16 protein-coding genes are annotated in these 16,708 nt (G+C 70.0%); 7 read left to right on the top strand and 9 right to left on the bottom strand.

Annotation, left to right across the window (positions count from 1 at the left end; genetic code table 11):
- Positions 1–135 precede the first annotated feature (135 nt).
- The gene (locus tag FB561_RS26085; protein WP_145811149.1) at positions 136–1,473 is read left to right on the top strand and encodes a DNA polymerase IV; all 1,338 of its coding nucleotides are present in this window, start codon (positions 136–138) and stop codon (positions 1,471–1,473) included.
- Here the strand turns inward: FB561_RS26085 and ddaH are convergent.
- Positions 1,457–2,230, bottom strand: coding sequence for a dimethylargininase (ddaH, locus tag FB561_RS26080; protein WP_145811148.1), 774 nt, complete (start codon positions 2,228–2,230; stop codon positions 1,457–1,459). The two genes, FB561_RS26085 and ddaH, sit on opposite strands and share 17 nt — an antisense overlap.
- A gap of 67 nt (positions 2,231–2,297) precedes the next feature.
- Between ddaH and FB561_RS26075 the strand changes: the two genes are divergently transcribed.
- Complete coding sequence (locus tag FB561_RS26075; protein WP_238335062.1) at positions 2,298–3,146, top strand: AAC(3) family N-acetyltransferase; 849 nt, start codon at positions 2,298–2,300, stop codon at positions 3,144–3,146.
- A 152-nt stretch (positions 3,147–3,298) separates the two neighbouring features.
- Positions 3,299–3,817: a hemerythrin domain-containing protein gene (locus FB561_RS26070; RefSeq protein WP_145811147.1), complete on the top strand. Its 519-nt coding sequence runs from the start codon at positions 3,299–3,301 to the stop codon at positions 3,815–3,817.
- A 25-nt stretch (positions 3,818–3,842) separates the two neighbouring features.
- Here the strand turns inward: FB561_RS26070 and FB561_RS26065 are convergent, their stop codons facing one another.
- From FB561_RS26065 to FB561_RS26045, 5 genes are all read right to left on the bottom strand, one after another.
- Positions 3,843–4,376, bottom strand: a complete 534-nt coding sequence (locus tag FB561_RS26065; protein WP_238335061.1) for an MBL fold metallo-hydrolase — start codon at positions 4,374–4,376, stop codon at positions 3,843–3,845.
- A 205-nt stretch (positions 4,377–4,581) separates the two neighbouring features.
- On the bottom strand, positions 4,582–4,971 hold the full coding sequence (locus FB561_RS26060; RefSeq protein WP_145811146.1) for a YccF domain-containing protein: 390 nt from the start codon (positions 4,969–4,971) through the stop codon (positions 4,582–4,584).
- Entirely contained in the window at positions 4,968–5,837 is an 870-nt protein-coding gene (locus FB561_RS26055; protein ID WP_145811145.1) for an alpha/beta fold hydrolase, read from the bottom strand. Before FB561_RS26055 ends, FB561_RS26060 begins: the two co-directional genes overlap by 4 nt.
- 3 nt (positions 5,838–5,840) lie before the next feature.
- On the bottom strand, positions 5,841–7,004 hold the full coding sequence (locus FB561_RS26050) for a saccharopine dehydrogenase family protein (RefSeq protein WP_145811144.1): 1,164 nt from the start codon (positions 7,002–7,004) through the stop codon (positions 5,841–5,843).
- On the bottom strand, positions 7,001–7,885 hold the full coding sequence (locus FB561_RS26045) for an SDR family oxidoreductase (protein ID WP_145811143.1): 885 nt from the start codon (positions 7,883–7,885) through the stop codon (positions 7,001–7,003). Before FB561_RS26045 ends, FB561_RS26050 begins: the two co-directional genes overlap by 4 nt.
- A gap of 78 nt (positions 7,886–7,963) precedes the next feature.
- Here FB561_RS26045 and FB561_RS26040 point away from each other — a divergent pair, with 78 nt between their 5' ends.
- From FB561_RS26040 to FB561_RS26025, 4 genes are all read left to right on the top strand, one after another.
- Positions 7,964–8,623, top strand: a complete 660-nt coding sequence (locus FB561_RS26040) for a TetR/AcrR family transcriptional regulator (protein ID WP_145811142.1) — start codon at positions 7,964–7,966, stop codon at positions 8,621–8,623.
- 207 nt (positions 8,624–8,830) lie between these two features.
- A complete protein-coding gene (gene xth, locus FB561_RS26035; RefSeq protein ID WP_145811141.1) occupies positions 8,831–9,634 on the top strand; it encodes an exodeoxyribonuclease III in 804 nt (267 codons plus the stop codon).
- Positions 9,635–9,658: 24 nt separating this feature from the next.
- Positions 9,659–11,743: a S9 family peptidase gene (locus tag FB561_RS26030; RefSeq protein ID WP_145811140.1), complete on the top strand. Its 2,085-nt coding sequence runs from the start codon at positions 9,659–9,661 to the stop codon at positions 11,741–11,743.
- A 482-nt stretch (positions 11,744–12,225) separates the two neighbouring features.
- Positions 12,226–13,185: a sigma-70 family RNA polymerase sigma factor gene (locus tag FB561_RS26025; protein ID WP_145811139.1), complete on the top strand. Its 960-nt coding sequence runs from the start codon at positions 12,226–12,228 to the stop codon at positions 13,183–13,185.
- 93 nt (positions 13,186–13,278) lie between these two features.
- On the opposite strand, the gene FB561_RS26020 is transcribed toward FB561_RS26025, so the two are convergent.
- The 3 genes from FB561_RS26020 to FB561_RS26010 all read right to left on the bottom strand — a co-directional run bounded on the left by FB561_RS26020 (position 13,279) and on the right by FB561_RS26010 (position 16,683).
- Entirely contained in the window at positions 13,279–14,205 is a 927-nt protein-coding gene (locus tag FB561_RS26020) for an endonuclease/exonuclease/phosphatase family protein (protein ID WP_145811138.1), read from the bottom strand.
- Between the two features lie 140 nt (positions 14,206–14,345).
- Positions 14,346–15,071: an HAD family hydrolase gene (locus FB561_RS26015; RefSeq protein WP_145811137.1), complete on the bottom strand. Its 726-nt coding sequence runs from the start codon at positions 15,069–15,071 to the stop codon at positions 14,346–14,348.
- Between the two features lie 40 nt (positions 15,072–15,111).
- Complete coding sequence (locus FB561_RS26010; RefSeq protein ID WP_145811136.1) at positions 15,112–16,683, bottom strand: CPBP family intramembrane glutamic endopeptidase; 1,572 nt, start codon at positions 16,681–16,683, stop codon at positions 15,112–15,114.
- Between the last annotated feature and the right edge of the window lie 25 nt (positions 16,684–16,708).

The raw sequence follows: 16,708 nt of genomic DNA, 5'->3' as shown, positions 1-16,708 counted from the left end.
TGAACCTGCCGCTTGATGTGACCTGGATCGCGTCGGCGGGGCGGCACCGTGGTCGCGGCGGCCGGGAATCGGGCCGCTTCGGCGGGGAATCCGCCCGCCGCGGAAGTGTCGGAGGCACCCGTCAGACTGGTGGTCGTGCGTGCCGATCCCTCCATCCTGCATGTCGACCTGGACGCGTTCTTCGCGGCGGTCGAGCAGCGGGACAAACCGTCGCTGCGGGGCAAACCCGTCGTCGTCGGCGGGATCGGGCTCCGCGGTGTCGTGTCCACGGCGTCGTACGAGGCGCGCAGGTACGGCGTCCGCTCGGCGATGTCGACCGCGGAGGCCAGGTCGCGCTGCCCGCACGCGGCGTACCTCGGCACCCGGTTCGAGGTCTATCGGGAGACCAGCCAGGCCGTGATGGCGCAGATGCGGGCGCTGTCGCCGTTGGTCGAGCCGCTGTCGCTGGACGAGGCGTTCGTCGATCTCGCCGCGGCCGGGCTGCACGACCTGACCGTCGAGGACGTGCACGCGATCGGTATGGACCTGAAGGAGGCGATCCGGGAAGCGAGCGGCGGCCTCACCGCCTCGGTCGGCGCGGGCACGTCGAAGCTCATCGCCAAGATCGCCAGCGACCTGGACAAGCCGGACGGCATCGTGGTGGTCCCGGCCGGCACCGAGGCGGAGTTCCTCGCGCCGATGCAGGTGACCGTGATACCCGGTGTCGGTCCCGCGACCGCGCAACGACTCGGCCTGATCGGTGTCCGGACCGTCGCCGAGTTGCAGCAGTTGAGTGAGGAGGAGTTGGTCCGCCAGGTCGGCGTCGCCCACGGCAGCAGCCTGCACCGGCTCGCCGTCGCGGCCGACGCCCGCGCCGTGGTGAGCGATCGGGAGACCAAGTCGATCAGCGTCGAGGACACGTTCGAGACCGACCTGATCGACCGGTCCTTGCTGGCGGCAATCAGCGACCGGATGGCGCACCGCGTCGCCGAGCGGCTGCAGAAGGCGCAACTGTCCGGCCGGACCGTGACGGTGAAGACGCGGATGCACGACTTCACCACGCACACCCGCTCGTCCACCCTGGCCGGTCCGACCGACGACAGCCGGGTGATCGCCCGGGTCGCGCGCCGGCTGCTCGAGGACAGCGACGTCTCGGGTGGGATCCGGCTGCTCGGCGTCGGCGTCTCGTCCCTGGCCGACTGGATCCAGGACGACCTGTTCACCGAGTCCGAGGACGTGCCGATCGACCTCGCGGTCCTTCCCGAGCGACCCCGCGAGCGGCTCACCGGGTACTACCCGGGCCAGGACGTGGTGCACGCACAGCACGGTGCGGGCTGGGTCTGGGGTTCGGGTCGTGGACGGGTGACGGTTCGCTTCGAGACCGCGACGACGCCGGCCGGGCCGGTCCGTACGTTCGCTGTGGACGACCCGGAGCTCACCCGGTTGGAGCGAGTTGTGGCCGAGGAGGACAGCTCTTCTACTGGTACGGCCTGAGGCGCACCGAGAGACAGGTGACGCAGCCCTCGAGTTTCTCGAACTCGCTGATGTCGACGACCACGGGCCGGTACCCGAGTGCGCGGAACAGCTCGGCGGACTTCGGCGCGGAGGCGGCCATCAAGAGACGGTCGTCGTCGAGCAGGACGACGTGCGCGCCGGCTTCCTCGGGGACAGCGCGGAAGGTCGGGAACGCGGCCGGATCGTCGACGAGCGGCGCGTACCCGATCACGGTCCGGTCCGGCAACGCGGTGACCGCGGACTTCAGGTGCAGGACCTTGCTGACGGGGATCGCGACCACGGTGGCGCCGAGCGGTTCGAGGTACGCGCGGAGTTGGTCGATCCCGTCCTGGTTCGTCCGACCACCGCGTCCGACGTAGACGGTGTTGCCGATCTTGAGGACGTCGCCGCCGTCGAGGGTCCCGGGTTCTTCGATCCGCTCGACTCGGTAGCCCTGCTGTTCGACGGCTTCCTCGGCGGCCTTTGCCTCGGGGCGACGTTCCTCCGCACCGGCTCTGGCGATCACGGCGAGGTCGCGGTACACGACCATCGTGTCCTCGACGAAGACGGCGTCCGGGCACTCCTCGATCCCGGGCACCTCGACGATGTCCCAACCGGCCGCGCCGAGCGCCTCGACGTACTCGGTCCACTGGCGTCGCGCGAGTTCGACGTCGACAGGGACGCGTTCGACGTGGGTGACCAGGCCCTCGGCCAAGCGGGGACCGACAGCTCGTACCAGTGCCCGTCGCTTCGTCATGCGGGCACGATAGCGCTGGGGTAATCCCGTGGACAGGTGGCTGCGCTGGGTGGTTCCATCGCGTGCCATGGGTGCGGGCCGGGTGGTGAGCGAGGCGGAGATCGCCGAGGGGTTGCGTTCGCTGGGTTTGACGTCGGCTTCTTCGGTCCTCGTCCACGCGTCGCTGCGTTCGTTCGGCGAGGTGGAGGGCGGGGCCGAGGCGGTCTGCCGGGCTCTGGTGGAGACGTGCGGGACCGTGATGATGGTCGCCGGCACGTGGGATCACACCGGCCTACCGGCTCCACCGGGACTGGTCCGGCCGGACAACGCGTACTACAACGCGGACACGTGGGCCGATTTCGACGACGCGCTCGCCGCTGCTGTGCCGTTCAGTTCGGATCTGCCGGTCGACCGGTGGTTGGGGACGATCGCGGAGACGCTGCGGCTGGGGTATGCGCACGAGCGCGGTACGCATCCGCTGTTCGCGTTCCTGGCGGTGGGTGGTCATGCCCGGCGGTTGATCGACGCCCAACGCGTGGACTGGCCACTGGGACCGATCGAAGCGCTGGCCGAGTTGAGGGGCCACGTGCTGTTGCTGGGCGTCGACCACACGTCGAACACCACCATCCACCTCGCCGAGCAGCACCTCGGGAGATCCCGCTTCCACCGCTACGCGAAATCGGGCGCGGGCTCGTGGATGGAGCTCCCGAACGTGTCGGGCGAGAGCCACAAGTTCGACGAGATCGAACCGGACCTCCGGCCGTTTACCACCGAGGTCGTGATCGGTGAGTGCAGGGCGCGCCTGATCGCGGTCGAGGACGTACTGACCTGCACGACCACCCTCATCACGAAAGACCCAGCAGCCCTCCTCTGCACCGAGCAAGGCTGCCGCTGCACCGCCGCCCTGGCGCAGTACGTGCATTCGAGCAGGAGGTAGTCACCGAACCGGCGATCGATCACGGCCGGGGACGGCGTGTCGGCGGCATCCTGGCTACCACCTCCTGTCGAGACGCCCGCGCAACGCTTGGTGCATGGGCGGGGGTTCGGCGGGTACTGGCGGGCCAGGACTTTTGGGAGCTGGAGGTTTGGATGCCGAAGATTTTGCCGCAGGTTGGTGGAGATGTCGTCGAGCTGATTCTTGCTGACCATCGGTGGTTCGAGGAGGCCTTGCGGGAGTTGCGGGACGTCCGGAGTGACCGTGCCGCCGTGCTCGCGGATCTTGCGGCTGTCCTCATCGCTCATGCCGAGGCCGAGGAGTCGAAGGTCTATCCCTCGCTGCGGAAGCGGGACGCCATCGACGCCGAGGAGGTCGAGCACTCGGAGCACGAACACGACGAGGGCAACGAAGCCCTGCTCGCGTTGATGGAGGTCGGCGACACCAGCTCGGACGAATTCGGCGACAAGGTGCACGAGTTGTCGGAGGCGCTTTCACATCATCTCGACGAGGAGGAGCGCGATGTGCTCAACCCGGCGCGGACCGACGTGAGCGCCGAGGTGCGTGAGCGACTCGGGGCCGACTTCGCCGCCGAACGGGCGCGACTCCTCGACGCGAACTGCGGTGAGATCGAGAACGTCCGCCGGATCGTCGCCGAGGCCGGGAAGAAGTAGTTGCCCAACGCATCAACCCGGTCCGTCAGAGCGCGATCTCCAGCCCCTCGTCGGCCGCGATGACCTCGCCGTCGAAGACCACGGCCGCCTCCTGCACCGAGACGGCGCGGTCCGATCCCGGCCAGAAGTGCGTGAGCATCAACCGCTTCGCGCCTTCCGCGTACGTCGCCGCCTCGCCGGCCGTCATCACGTACCGCGGCGTGGTCTGCGGTGACGGTCCCTGCAACGTCGCGTCCGAGATGTACAGATCCGCGTCCTTCGCCAACGCCCGCAGGACCGGGGTCGGCCCGCTGTCACCCGTGTACGACACGGTCAGGCCGTCCGCGGTCAGCCGGACCCCGAGGTTCGTCACGTAGTGCGGCAGGTGGACACACTCCAGCTTGAACGGACCCACCTCCGACGACCCGGCCAGATCGCGAACGTCGAACACGGTCGCCGGATCGGGACGTGGCTCCAGCGCCCGCAACACGTCGACCACACCCGGCGGGCAGTACAGCGGGATCGGCGGCGCCTCCCGCGCTTCGTAGTACCGAACCCGGGCGAGGCCGCTGACGTCCACGCAGTGTCCGGATGCTGATGCGTCACAATGACGGCGTCCACCTCGCCAAGCGGGCACAGCTCCAGCAACCGCGGCAACGTGGCGTACCCGAGGTCGAGGGCCACCTTGAACCCGTCGTACTCGAGCAGGTACCCAGCGCAGGCTCGACCGGCCTCGGGCCAGGCGCCGCAGGAGCCGAGGACGGTCAGCTTCCGGCCGGTCGGCATCAGGAGCCGAAGCCCTGGTCGGTCGAGACGATCTCCTTGCCGAGCGGGACGAGTGAGATCGGGATCAGCTTGAAGTTCGCGATGCCGAGCGGGATGCCGATGATGCTGACGCACAACGCGATCCCGGTCGCCAGGTGCCCGAGCGCGAGCCACCAGCCGGCCACCAGGATCCAGATCACGTTGCCGATCACCGAGCCGGCCCCGGCGCCGCGGCGGTCCACCATCCGGCGGCCGAACGGCCACAGCGCGAACCCGGCGATCCGGAACGACGCGATGCCGAACGGGATGGTGATGATCAGGATGCAGCAGATCAGGCCGGCCAGCACGTAGCCGACGGCCAGCCAGAATCCGGCCAGCACCAGCCAGATCAGGTTCAGGAGCGTTCTCATACCGTCCAGCCTGCCACCCGCCGGGTGTGCTCGAGGGTCAAACGGGCCACAAGTCCGGGATCGTTCCGGGGCAACCAGTGGCCTCCCCTGACCACCTGGACGCTCAGCCGGGACGCCCACCGCGCGACGTCGGTCTGCAGCGGCGTCGTGACGAAGGCGTCACCGTCCGGCGACACCGCCAGCACCGGTACGTCGGTCCGCCGCGGCCGGGGCCGGAGCAGCCGCGGGATCACGTTGGCGCGGTAGAGCTCCAGCCCGTTCACGAAGTCGCCGATCGAGCGAGCGTCGTCCGAGGCGGCACTCCCGCCCGCGCTCCGCTCCAGCCGGTCGAACACGCGATGCGCCCAGCCGTTCCGCCACCCGTGTTCCGGCACCCGGGGCAGGTGGAAGTAGAAGATGTACCAGGAGTGCCGCAGTTGCCGGAGCAGTTCGCGCTTCGGCCGGCGAGCCCGGAAGAAGTAGCCGGCGTGATCCAGCGACGGCCCCGAGATCGACACGAACGACGCGATCCGCCCGCGTAGCCGCTCACTCGTGACGAAGTGCCAGGCCTGGATCGAACCCCAGTCGTGGGCGAGCAAGTGCACCGCCCGATCGGGAGCGACCGCGTCGAGGACAGCGGTGAAGTCCTCCTCGAGCCGCGCCAGCCGGTACGCGGAGCGGCCGCGCGGGTGGTCCGAGGCACCGGCGCCGCGCACGTCGTAGGTGACGACGCGGAAGTGCTCCTGGAGCCGGCTGACCACGGGATCCCAGAGCCGCGCGTTGTCCGGATAGCCGTGCACGCAGACGAGCACTGGCTTGTCTGCGGGCACGTCACCGGCTTCGTAGACGGCCAGCTCCGTCCCGTCCGCCGATCGCACCCGGCGCACGCGTCAGTACTCCTCGGTGCTGATCACCCGGAACGTCATCCCGGCCTCGACCAGCCGGTTCCGCAGCGCCGGACCCATCGCGGCCGCGGGCGTCACCTGGCCGGCGATCTTCGGCAGGTCGTCGAGCGCGAGCGACAACGCGCTCTCGCCGAGCATCTTGGCGGTCTCGTCGTACCCGGGATCGCCGCCGGCCACCTCGGTCACCACCCGCTGCCCGCCGCCGGACCCGATGAACCTGGCCTTGAACCAGGACTTCGCCCGCTGTTCCTCGGACGGCCCGTCGCCGGCCTTGATCCGGTCGAGCAACGCGTTCCGCACCGGTGGGACCTGGGCCGCCAGGACCAGCCCGCCGACCCCGACGATGCCCCCGGCAACCATCGGCAACCGCTTCACGGCCGCGTAGTGCGAGTACCGGAAGTCCGGGCCGTACTCGTCCAGCAGGAGCGCCGAGTTCCGGACGATCTGCGGGTCCACGGTCGGCAGCGGGACGGCCCAGAAGCCCTGTGCGCGGTGGATCCGGCCGGCCTTCACCTTGACGGACCGTTTCGCCGGCCGCTCCTCCGCCTGCCGACGCGCGCGGTGGGCGTCCCAATTCTGCCGGCCGCGGGAGAACGCGGTGATCGCGGTCTGCAGGGTGCCCCCGGACGGCCGGCCGCCGGCGCGGACCAGGCCGTCCACGTGGATCGGGACCCGGCGCGGCAACTGCTCCACGGTGAACTGGACGCCCAGGTCGTACGGGATCGAGTCGAATCCGCAACAGTGGATGATCCGCGCACCGGTCTCGGCCGCCCGGGCGTGATGGTTCACGTACATCCGGTCGACGAACTCGGGCTCCCCGGTGAGATCCAGGTAGTCGGTCCCGGCCTCCGCGCAGGCGGCGACCAGTGGTTCGCCGTACCGGACGTACGGGCCGACCGTGGTCGCGAGGACCCGGGTGGACTCGGCGAGTGCGCGCAGCGTGTCCGGCGCGTCCACATCGGCCTCGACGAGTTCCACCTCGACGCCGAGCCGATCGCGGAGCTCGGACAGCTTCGCCGGGTTCCGGCCGGCCAGCGCCCACCTGAATCCCGGCGGCACCCGCTTCGCCAAGTACGCCGCGGTCAGCGCCCCGGTAAACCCGGTCGCCCCGAAGAGCACCACATCGTACGTACGGGCTCCGGCACTCACCGCTGCGCCACCTTCGCGCTGTCCGCCTGACCACCCGCACCCGAAGCCCGGGTGGACACCGTCGCTCCGCGGGTCTCGATGTCCGCGAGCGCGGCCCGATCGGCCTTCGCGACGGACAACCGCGATCCGAACTCGACCACGTGCGGGATCAACGCGCGCACCGCCTTGAGCGGACCGATCCAGCCCGGCACGTGGACGACGCGGGACCGCCGCCTGATCCCGCGGACGAACTTCTCCACCGCGAAGTCCAGCGGGTACACCCGGTTCGCCAACGGGATCCCGGTCCGCACCTTGCCGAACACCGGGTGCTCGTCGACCCCGCGGACCATGTCGGTGTCGACGAACGTCATGTGCGCGACCCCGACCTTGACGCCGAGGTGCCGCAGTTCGGCCCGCAGACTGTTGCCCATGGCCTCCACTCCGGCCTTGGCCACGGTGTACGAGGCGAGACCCGGGATGTGCACGACCGCCGCCAGCGAGGACACCAGCAGCAGGTACCCCTTGCTCGCCAGCAGGTGCGGCAGCGTGACCCGGACGGTCCGCCAGACGCCGTACAGATCGACGTCGAGGACTCGCTCGAAGACGGCCGGGTCCATGCTCCGGGTGAAACCGGGCGCCGCGATCCCGGCGTTCGCGACCACCACGTCGATCCGGCCGTACCGCTCGACCACAGCGTCGACGGCCGCCTGCAGGGACGCGAGATCGGTGACGTCGGCCTCCCACCAGCCGGCGTCCGGACCGCACTCCTCGGCGACCTGCCGCAGTTCCTCGGGTTCGAGCCCGACCAGCGCGAGCTTGTCCCCCTCGCTCGCGAGCCGCCGGGCGACGGCGGCCCCGATCCCCCGGGACGCTCCAGTGACGAGTACGACCTTGCCGGACATGCGGAACCTCCGTGCCAGCTGTTGAGTGGGTACTCAACAGTAAGTGCTTGTTGACCGTCTACTCAATAGACTGGCGCTATGACTCACGCCTCGTCCGCCACCGACGGCTCCGCCACCCCGGTCGAGCCCGGCGGTGAGCGGTCCGCCCGGTTGCGGCCCGAGCAGCGCCGGGCGCAGATCCTCGACGCGGCCCGGCGGGTCCTGGAGGCGGACCCGCACCGGGAGCTGACCGTGGAGCTGGTCGCGGCCGAGGCGCACGTCTCTCCCGCGTTGCTCTTCCACTACTTCGGCTCGAAGAAGAAGTTCCAGTTCGCGGTCATCGAGGCGGCGGCGACCGAACTGATGCTGCGCACAGCGCCCGACCCGGCGCTGCCGCCGAGGGAACAGCTCAGCTCGGGTATCCGCGCGTTCGTGCGTACCGTCCTCGAAGCGCCGCAGCTCTATCGGGCGACGCTGCTGATGTCGGCCGCCGGGGATCCCGCGGTCCGCGCGCTGCACTCGGAGCTGCGGCAGACGTTCAGCCACTGGGTGATCGACGCGGTCGCGCAGCTCGGGATCGAGCGGACGCCGACGATCGAGCTCGTCTGCCTCGGCTGGCAGGGGTACGTCGAGCAGACCCTGGTGACCTGGATCGACCAGCCGACCGTCGAGCCGGCGGACCTCGAGGACCTTTGCGAGCGATCCCTCACCGCACTGCTCTCCACGGCTGACGACCGCCCCGGCCCACCCTCGACCTGAACGACAACTTCACCTGTCGCGGAGCGCGGAGCAAGCTCAGCCTCGACGCGAGGTCGAGAGTGTCGGCCGTCGACCTCCACCCGAGCAGGAGTGGCTGGGCACCAGTGCCCCGTGGTGGAAGTCTCTTGAGTGATTGCGGTGGTCAGGTGCGTGCCTGGGCGCCGCAAGCGCCAGGCAACTCCCGACACGGGGCACTAGAGTTGCCGGGTGTTGAAGGTGGCGACGGTGAACGTGAACGGGGTCCGGGCGGCGTACCGGCGGGGCATGGCGACCTGGCTCGAGCAGACCGATCCGGACCTGCTCCTCCTCCAAGAGGTGCGCGCCACCGACGAGGTCCTGCGCGACCACCTCGGTGGGGACTGGCACCTCGCCCACGCTGAGCCGGTGATCGAGGGCAGCAAGGGCCGCGCCGGCGTGGCGGTCGCGAGCCGGCGCCCGATCAAGGCGGAGCGGATCGAGGTCGGCCCCGGGCGCTTCAGCGGCAGCGGTCGCTGGGTCGAGGCCGAGGTCGTCCTGGACGACGGGTCACCGCTCACTGCCGTCAGTACCTATGTCTTCACCGGCGAGTTCGAGACACCGCCGCGGCAGGCGGAGAAGTACGCGTTCCTCGACGCGATCACCGAGCGGCTCACCGCTCTGCGCGCTGACGGACGGCACGTCCTGCTCTGCGGCGACCTCAACATCGCGCACCGCGAGGAGGACCTGAAGGCCTGGAAGGCGAACCGGAAGAAGAGCGGCTTCCTGCCCGAGGAGCGAGCCTGGCTCGACCGGCTGTTCGCGGCCGGCTGGGTCGATCTCGGCCGCCGGTTCGGTGGCGACGGGCCCGGTCCGTACTCCTGGTGGTCCTGGCGCGGCAAGGCCTTCGACAACGACGCCGGCTGGCGGATCGACTACCAGATCGCCTCCCCCGGACTCGCCGCCGCGGCTCGCTCCTGCGTGGTCGACCGGGCCCCCACCTACGCGGAACGCTGGAGCGACCACGCACCTGTGGTGGCGACGTACGAGCTCTGACATCCGGGCGGGTAGTCTCGCCGCATGTCCGACCTCAATCCCCCTGTCGCCGCCCGCAAGCCGATCGAGCGCAGCCACCACGGCGACGTCTTCGTCGACGACTACGAGTGGCTGCGGGACAAGTCCGACGCCGAGGTGCTCGACTACCTGCGCGCCGAGAACACCTACACCGAGTCCCGCACCGCGCACCTCGAATCGTTGCGTGAGGCAATCTTCAAGGAGATCTCCGAGCGCACCCTGCAGACCGACCTGAGCGTGCCCGCGCGGCGCGGCAGCTACTGGTACTACAGCCGCACGGTCGAGGGCCGGCAGTACGCGATCAGCTGCCGGGTGAAGGTGGACGGCGACCAGCCGCCCGCGACCGACGGCGACATCCCCGGCGAGGAGGTGCTGCTGGACGGCAACGAGCTGGCCGGCGACTCCGAGTTCTTCGCGCTCGGCACCGTGGACGTCTCCCCCGACGGCCGGCTGCTCGCGTACTCGGTCGACCTCACCGGCGACGAGCGGTTCACGCTGCGGATCAAGGACCTGGCCACCGGCGAGCTGCTCGCCGACGAGCTGCCCGAGGTGCACTACGGCTCCGCCTGGTCCGCGGACGGCTCGACCATCTTCTACACCAAGGTGGACGACGCCTGGCGGCCGTACCAGGTCTGGCGGCACACCCTCGGCACCGACGGCGACGTACTGGTGATGGAGGAGACCGACGAGCGGTTCTGGGTGGGCGTCGACCTGACCCGGAACGAGAAGGCCCTGCAGATCTCGCTCGGCAGCAAGCTCACCAGCGAGGTCTGGCTGCTCGACGCCGCCCACCCGGACGGCGAGCCGGTCGTGGTGGCCCCGCGTCGCGAGGGCGTCGAGTACGACGTCGAGCACGCCGGCGACCAGCTGCTGATCGTGCACAACGCGGACGCGCCCAACTTCTCCCTCGCCACGGCGCCGCTGGACGCCCCGGGCGACTGGACCACCTTGCTCGAGGGCGACACGTCGAGCCGGTTGCTCGGCGTCGACGCGTTCGCCGACCACGTCATCCTATACCGCCGGCGCGACGCCCTCACCGAGCTCGCGATCATGCGGCGCGCGGGCGACGCCGGCTCCTTCGGGTCCCCGGAGGTCCTCACCTTCGACGAGCCCATCTACACCGTCTCCCCCGGCCGCAACGACGAGTGGCACGACACCCGGTACCGCTTCGGCTACACATCCCTGGTCACGCCGGGCTCGACGTACGACGTGGACCTGGCCACCGGGGAGCGCCGGCTCCTCAAGCAGCAGCCCGTCCTCGGCGGCGTCGACCTGTCCGGGTACACCCAGTACCGGGAGTGGGCGACCGCGGCCGACGGGACCCGGGTACCGATCTCGCTGGTGGCCCGCAAGGACGTCGCCAAGGACGGGAACGCGCCCGTCGTGCTGTACGGGTACGGCTCGTACGAGAGCTCGATGGACCCGTGGTTCTCGATCCCCCGGCTGTCGTTGCTCGACCGGGGTGTGGTGTTCGCGATCGCGCACATCCGTGGCGGTGGCGAGCTCGGGCGGCACTGGTACGACAACGGGAAAATGCTGACCAAGCGGAACACGTTCACCGACTTCGTCGCGGCCGCCGAGCACCTGGTCGAGGCCAGCTGGTCCCGGCCCGAGCGGATCGTCGCGCAGGGCGGCAGCGCGGGCGGTCTGCTGATGGGCGCGGTGGCGAACCTGGCCCCGCAGGCGTTCGGCGGGGTCGTCGCCGAGGTCCCGTTCGTGGACGCGCTGACCACGATCCTCGACCCGTCGCTGCCGCTGACCGTGATCGAGTGGGAGGAGTGGGGCAACCCGCTCGAGGACCCCGAGGTGTACGCGTACATGAAGTCCTACTCGCCGTACGAGAACGTCACCGCCCAGCAGTATCCGCGGATCCTCGCGATCACGAGCCTGAACGACACCCGGGTCTTCTATGTCGAGCCGGCCAAGTGGGTCGCCAAGCTGCGGGCCACCGCGGCCGGTGACGTCGACGTGCTGCTGAAGACCGAGATGGAAGCCGGTCACGGCGGCCGCAGCGGCCGGTACGACGCGTGGCGGGAAATCGCCTTCACGCTGGCCTGGGAACTCGACACCCTGAAACTCGCCACCAGCTGATCACCAGACCGTCCCCGGCGGCTGTGACGCGGCCGCACCAAAGGCAATTCTCCACCGGTCCGGGATTTCCCTGAGAAATCCCGGACCGGTGGTCGTTTGTGGCCGTCCTCACGGCGAGCCGGACCGTCGTTTGGCCGGGAAGACGGCGGGTACCTGAGGCGTTGCACGAAGTGTCGGGTGAAGGTGTGTCATGCACCACAGCCACGCAGGGATCGGGCCTGTGCTGCCAACAGTTCTCAGGTTCCGCGCGTCCTTGTGTCGACAAGACGAAACGACGCAAACCCCCGTGAAACAAAGCCGATCGTGGGCACAGGCTGCTCGAGGTGCGCACGACCGGCCGGAACAGCGGTTCCGGCGGTGGGTTTCGAGGGTGGAACAGTGCCGGGAACTCTCAGGGAACGTTCAGGCTGTTTACACACTCATCGTGGAATCTTGAACCTCACTCGAGCGTTGCTCTCCATGTAACGACGAAGGGAGTTTCGGTGGCTCGCACGGCTCGTGTCCGGTCAACGGACGACGGTATCGACGGCAAGGACAGCGTCGGTCTCTACCTGGAGGAGATCGCACGCACGCCCCTGCTCACCGCTGAGGAAGAGGTCGAGCTCGCTGAGACGGTCGAAGCAGGACTCCTGGCGGAGCAGCTCTTGGCCGAGGGGCGGGTTGGACGCAAGAAGGGCGGCGCGCCCAAATATGCGACAGAGGAAGAGCTGGAGTGGCTGGCCGAGGAGGGTCAGCGCGCCCAGCAACGGTTCGTGACCGCGAACCTGCGCCTGGTGGTATCGATCGCCCGCCGCTACGGACGGTCCCAGATGCCGCTCCTGGACCTGGTCCAGGAAGGCAACACAGGCCTGATCCGCGCGGTGGAGAAGTTCGACTACCGCAAGGGCTTCAAGTTCTCGACGTACGCCACCTGGTGGGTGCGTCAGGCCATCACCCGCGGGATCGCGCAGCAGGCCCGGGTGGTCCGGCTGCCGGTGCACGTGGTCGAGCAGCTGAACCAGATCGGATCGGCCCGGCGGACGCTCGAGCGCAGGCTCGGCCGTGAGCCGGAGATCGACGAGATCGCGGCGGAGCTGGACCTGGACGAGGACCGGGTCACCGACCTGATCCGGATCGGCCGGGACCACATCAGCCTGGACAACCCGATCGACGACGAGGGCGAGACCTCGCTGGGCGACCTGATCGCGGCCGAGACCGCGCCGGGTCCGGACCAGCTGGTCGCCGACGCCTCGGACCGCTCGGGCCTGTTCAGCCTGGTCGACCAGCTCGACCCGCGGTCCGCGGACGTGATCCGGCGGCGGTACGGCCTGCACGACGGCCGGCAGGCCAAGCTGGCGGACATCGGCGCGGTGCACGGCATCTCCGCCGAGCGGGTCCGGCAGATCGAGCGGGAGGCGCTCGGCCGGCTCCGGCTGCTCGCCGACCCGACCCTGGCCGCCTAGGACCGAGCCACCTGGCCGCAGCCGATCAGAACCCCCACCCAGGACCCCCGTGCCGCCCTCCCGGCCGGGGGTCCTGTCCTGTCCGGAGGTGGATCAGGGCAGCTGCAGCCAGGACTCGACCGGCAGGTGGTCGCTCGGGTACTGGCCGTCCTTCTGGAAGGTGTTGATCGACGCCTTCGGGACCTTGACGCCCGGCGTGGTGAGGATCCAGTCGATCCGGTCACCGTTCGGCGTCAGCGGCTTGTAGCCGTGGAAGGTCGCGTACAGCGGGCTGCGCCGGTCGGCGGTCAGCCAGCTGTCCTCGAGCGGCCCGTTGGTGACGAGCTTGTCGTAGACGGTCACGCCTGGCTTGCCGGCCTCGTTGAAGTCGCCGGTCGCGATCACCGGCAGCGCCGGGTCGAACCCGCCCATCCGCTGCAGCAGCAGGTCCGCCGACTTCGACCGGGTGGTCGCGTCGAAGGCCTCGAAGTGCGTGTTCACCGCGTAGAACTGCTTCTCGGTCGCCTTGTCCAGGAACCGGACCCAGGTGACCATCCGCGGGCAGCAGCCGCCCCAGGTCTGCGAGCCGACCACGTCCGGGGTGTCGGACAGCCAGAAGTGGTCGTACTCGAGCGGCTGCAGCCGGCGGGTGTCGAAGAAGACCATCATGAACTCGCCGCGGCTGCCGCCTTCACGGCCGAGACCGATCGAGTCGTACGACGGGCCGAGGTCGGCGGCGATGTCCTGGAGTTGCGGGTAGACGCCCTCCTGGGTCCCGATGAGCTCGGGCCGCGCCATCCGGAGCTGCTCGCGCATCACCGGGCGCCGGTCCTGCCAGGCGTTCGGCGGGGTGTCGCTCGCGTAGCGCAGGTTGTACGACATCACGTGCAGCGGTTTGTCCGCCGCACCCTTGGTCGCTGTTCCGGAAGTGCTCGCGGACTTGGCGGTGCCGGTCGCGGAGGCCGAGAGGCCGCCGACGAGAGTGAGACCGAGGGCGGCCGCGGCGAGGAGCGCGGCGACTCGGGGGCGGGTGGTGAACATTTGTCTGAAACCTCCAGGCAAGTGGGAGCGAGTTACCGAAGCTAACCACGATCGGTGACCGCCGCCTGACCACGGCGCGTCGGCCAGGTAACCGCTGTCCGCCCACCGGGCAGTACCGGGCGCCTGCCCTCGCTGGTCGGTCAGGCGGCGGTTCGGTTCCAGGTCTGGATCAGCGCGGGGAGCTCGGCGAGCCGCTGGACGGTCGCGTCCGGGACGCCTTCGGTGTGGCCGATCTGGTTGGCCGGGATCGCGCTGTGCGGGATGTGGACCGCGCGCATGCCGACGTTCTGCGCGCCCCAGACGTCGTCGAAGAGCCGGTCGCCGACGAACAGGCAGCTCGCCGGATCGGTCGCTCCGGCCGCCCGCATCGCCGCGAGGAACGCCTCCGGATGCGGCTTCGTCCACGGCACCTCGCTCGTGTACACGGCCCCGTCGAGGAGGTCGAGGACGCCGTCGCGGGCGAAAATGTCCTCGTGCCGCTGCCGGGACCAGATGGTGTTCGACAGCACGCCGATCCGCAGGCCCTGGGCCCGCAGGTCGGTGAGCATCGCGAGCGCGTCCGGGTCGAGCTCGGTGTGCGGGTGCCACAACCGCTCGTACTCCGCGAGCGCCGCCGGCGTCATCACCACGTCGGCCAGCAGGCACACCTCGTCCAGCGTGCTGCTGCGGTGCTCGTCGCGGGAGCGCGCCCAGACCGAGTCCTCGGCGGCGAGCAACCGCGCGGCCAACTCGTCGGCGCGGGCCGCGTCGATCAACGCGGCCACCGACCGCCAGACGGCGTACAGGTCGATGGTGTGCCAGGTCGCCAGCGTGCCGCCCCAGTCGAACAGGACGGTGTCGATCGGTGCGCTCTTCGGATTCGTCACGGCGTCAGGGTGCCAGAACCCGCCGACAGTTCTCGCCTGGTTATCCGCTGACCCGCGTCAGCTCCTGCCGCTTGGCGAGCCACAGCACGAGTACGGCGTAGACGGCGAGGCTCGGCACGTCCGTCACCGGGAGGGTCCATGGCGCACCGCCCTGCTCGGCCCAGCCATCCAGCGTTCCCATTGCCGCAGGCAACAAAAACGCGAAGACGTTGTTCAGGGTGTGCAGCCCGATCGCGGCCTCGATCCCGCCGGTCCGCACCGACACGTACCCGACCACCATCGCGAACATGAAGATGTCGAGCATGGCCCAGCCGGTGTACCCGTGCACCGAGACGAACGCGGCGCTGCTGATCACCAACGCCGGCCACGGCGTCCGCAGGACCAGCTTGGCCGTCCGTACGAACGCGTTGCCGTCGGTCCCTTGCGGGGCGTACGCGCCGATCGCCTGCACCAGCCAGCCGCGGAAGACGAACTCCTCCGCACCCGCCTGGAACGGGACGAGGACGAGGATGATCAGCAGCGGCAGGATGAAGTCCGCCAGGCCCACCCAGGAGCCGTCGTCGGTCACCGCGCTGTCCGTGGTCGGGAACAGGGCCTCCATCAGCACGCTCAGGCCGAACGACACGGCGAGGTAGGCGAGGCCCGGGAGCAACGCGAAGAGCAGCCAGCGCCAGCGGATCCGGTTGAGTACGGACGCGACGCTCCAGGCCGGGCGGCGTTGCACCAGCCAGGCGGAGAGCAGCACGACCGGGGTGAGGATAGCGAGCGAGGCGAGCGTGAAGGCGAGGTTCTCCAGGTCGCTCGGGAAGAAGTCGGTGCCCTCCATCGACGGGGTGTCGCCGGTGACGAGGGTGTGCACGATCGTCCAGATCACGACCAGCGCGGCACTGGCGAAGAACGCGACGGCGAGCAGGAACCCGGTGCCGACGATCGGCCGCCACCAGCGGTGCTTGACGTTGCGCGCGAGCTGGTGGAACGGCGTGCCGGGTGGGGCGGGGATCGCCCGGGGCTCGGCCGGGCGCACTCCGTACGGCGCGTACTGCGGCTGCTGCCAGGCCTGCGGCTGGCCGGGATAGGGCGGCGGCTGCTCCGGCGACCAGTACGGCGGCTGTTGCGGATACGGCCCAGGCTGCTGCGGGTACGCACCGGGCTGTGGCGGGTACGCCCCAGGCTGCTGGTACGCCCCGGGCTGCTGCGGGTAGGCGCCAGGCTGCTGGTACGCGCCAGGCTGCTGGTACGCGCCGGGCTGCTGGTACACACCGGGTCCGGGATACGCGCCGGGTTGTTGCGGGGGTGCGGACGGGCCGGGGTACGGCTGTTGCTGCGGGTGCTGCCTGGGTTGCTCCGGCGGCAGGTACGCGCCGGGTCCGGTGTAGCCGCCCGACTGCGCGGGGTAGCCCGGCTGCTGCGGCTGGACCGGCTCGCGGCGCACGTCCTGGACCGAGCTCGGTTGCACTCCAGGCCGGCGATCAGCCGTAGGCTCCGGCGGGCGGGTACCGTCCGCCGACGCGCCGTCGGGGGTGGACTCCGACGTACGGGATTCGGCCGGCGGCGCCTCGTCGGCGGGGCGGCGAGGGTCCTGCGGCTCGGGTGGGCCCTGGTGCGAGTCCATGAACCGACTCTAGGACCTGTCTGGT

It is taken from the genome of Kribbella amoyensis (assembly GCF_007828865.1).
Classification (GTDB): Bacteria; Actinomycetota; Actinomycetes; order Propionibacteriales; family Kribbellaceae; genus Kribbella; species Kribbella amoyensis.
Note: the sequence above shows the minus strand (reverse complement) of the source record. Positions and strands in the feature narration are given on the sequence as shown.

Excerpts from the sequence above, each read along its gene's own strand:
- ddaH (WP_145811148.1), bottom strand. The coding sequence starts at position 2,230 with ATGACGAAGCGACGGGCACTGGTACGAGCTGTCGGTCCCCGCTTGGCC.
- FB561_RS26075 (WP_238335062.1), top strand. The coding sequence starts at position 2,298 with ATGGGTGCGGGCCGGGTGGTGAGCGAGGCGGAGATCGCCGAGGGGTTG.
- FB561_RS26070 (WP_145811147.1), top strand. The coding sequence starts at position 3,299 with ATGCCGAAGATTTTGCCGCAGGTTGGTGGAGATGTCGTCGAGCTGATT.
- FB561_RS26060 (WP_145811146.1), bottom strand. The coding sequence starts at position 4,971 with ATGAGAACGCTCCTGAACCTGATCTGGCTGGTGCTGGCCGGATTCTGG.
- FB561_RS26045 (WP_145811143.1), bottom strand. The coding sequence starts at position 7,885 with ATGTCCGGCAAGGTCGTACTCGTCACTGGAGCGTCCCGGGGGATCGGG.
- FB561_RS26040 (WP_145811142.1), top strand. The coding sequence starts at position 7,964 with ATGACTCACGCCTCGTCCGCCACCGACGGCTCCGCCACCCCGGTCGAG.
- FB561_RS26030 (WP_145811140.1), top strand. The coding sequence starts at position 9,659 with ATGTCCGACCTCAATCCCCCTGTCGCCGCCCGCAAGCCGATCGAGCGC.
- FB561_RS26020 (WP_145811138.1), bottom strand. The coding sequence starts at position 14,205 with ATGTTCACCACCCGCCCCCGAGTCGCCGCGCTCCTCGCCGCGGCCGCC.
- FB561_RS26010 (WP_145811136.1), bottom strand. The coding sequence starts at position 16,683 with ATGGACTCGCACCAGGGCCCACCCGAGCCGCAGGACCCTCGCCGCCCC.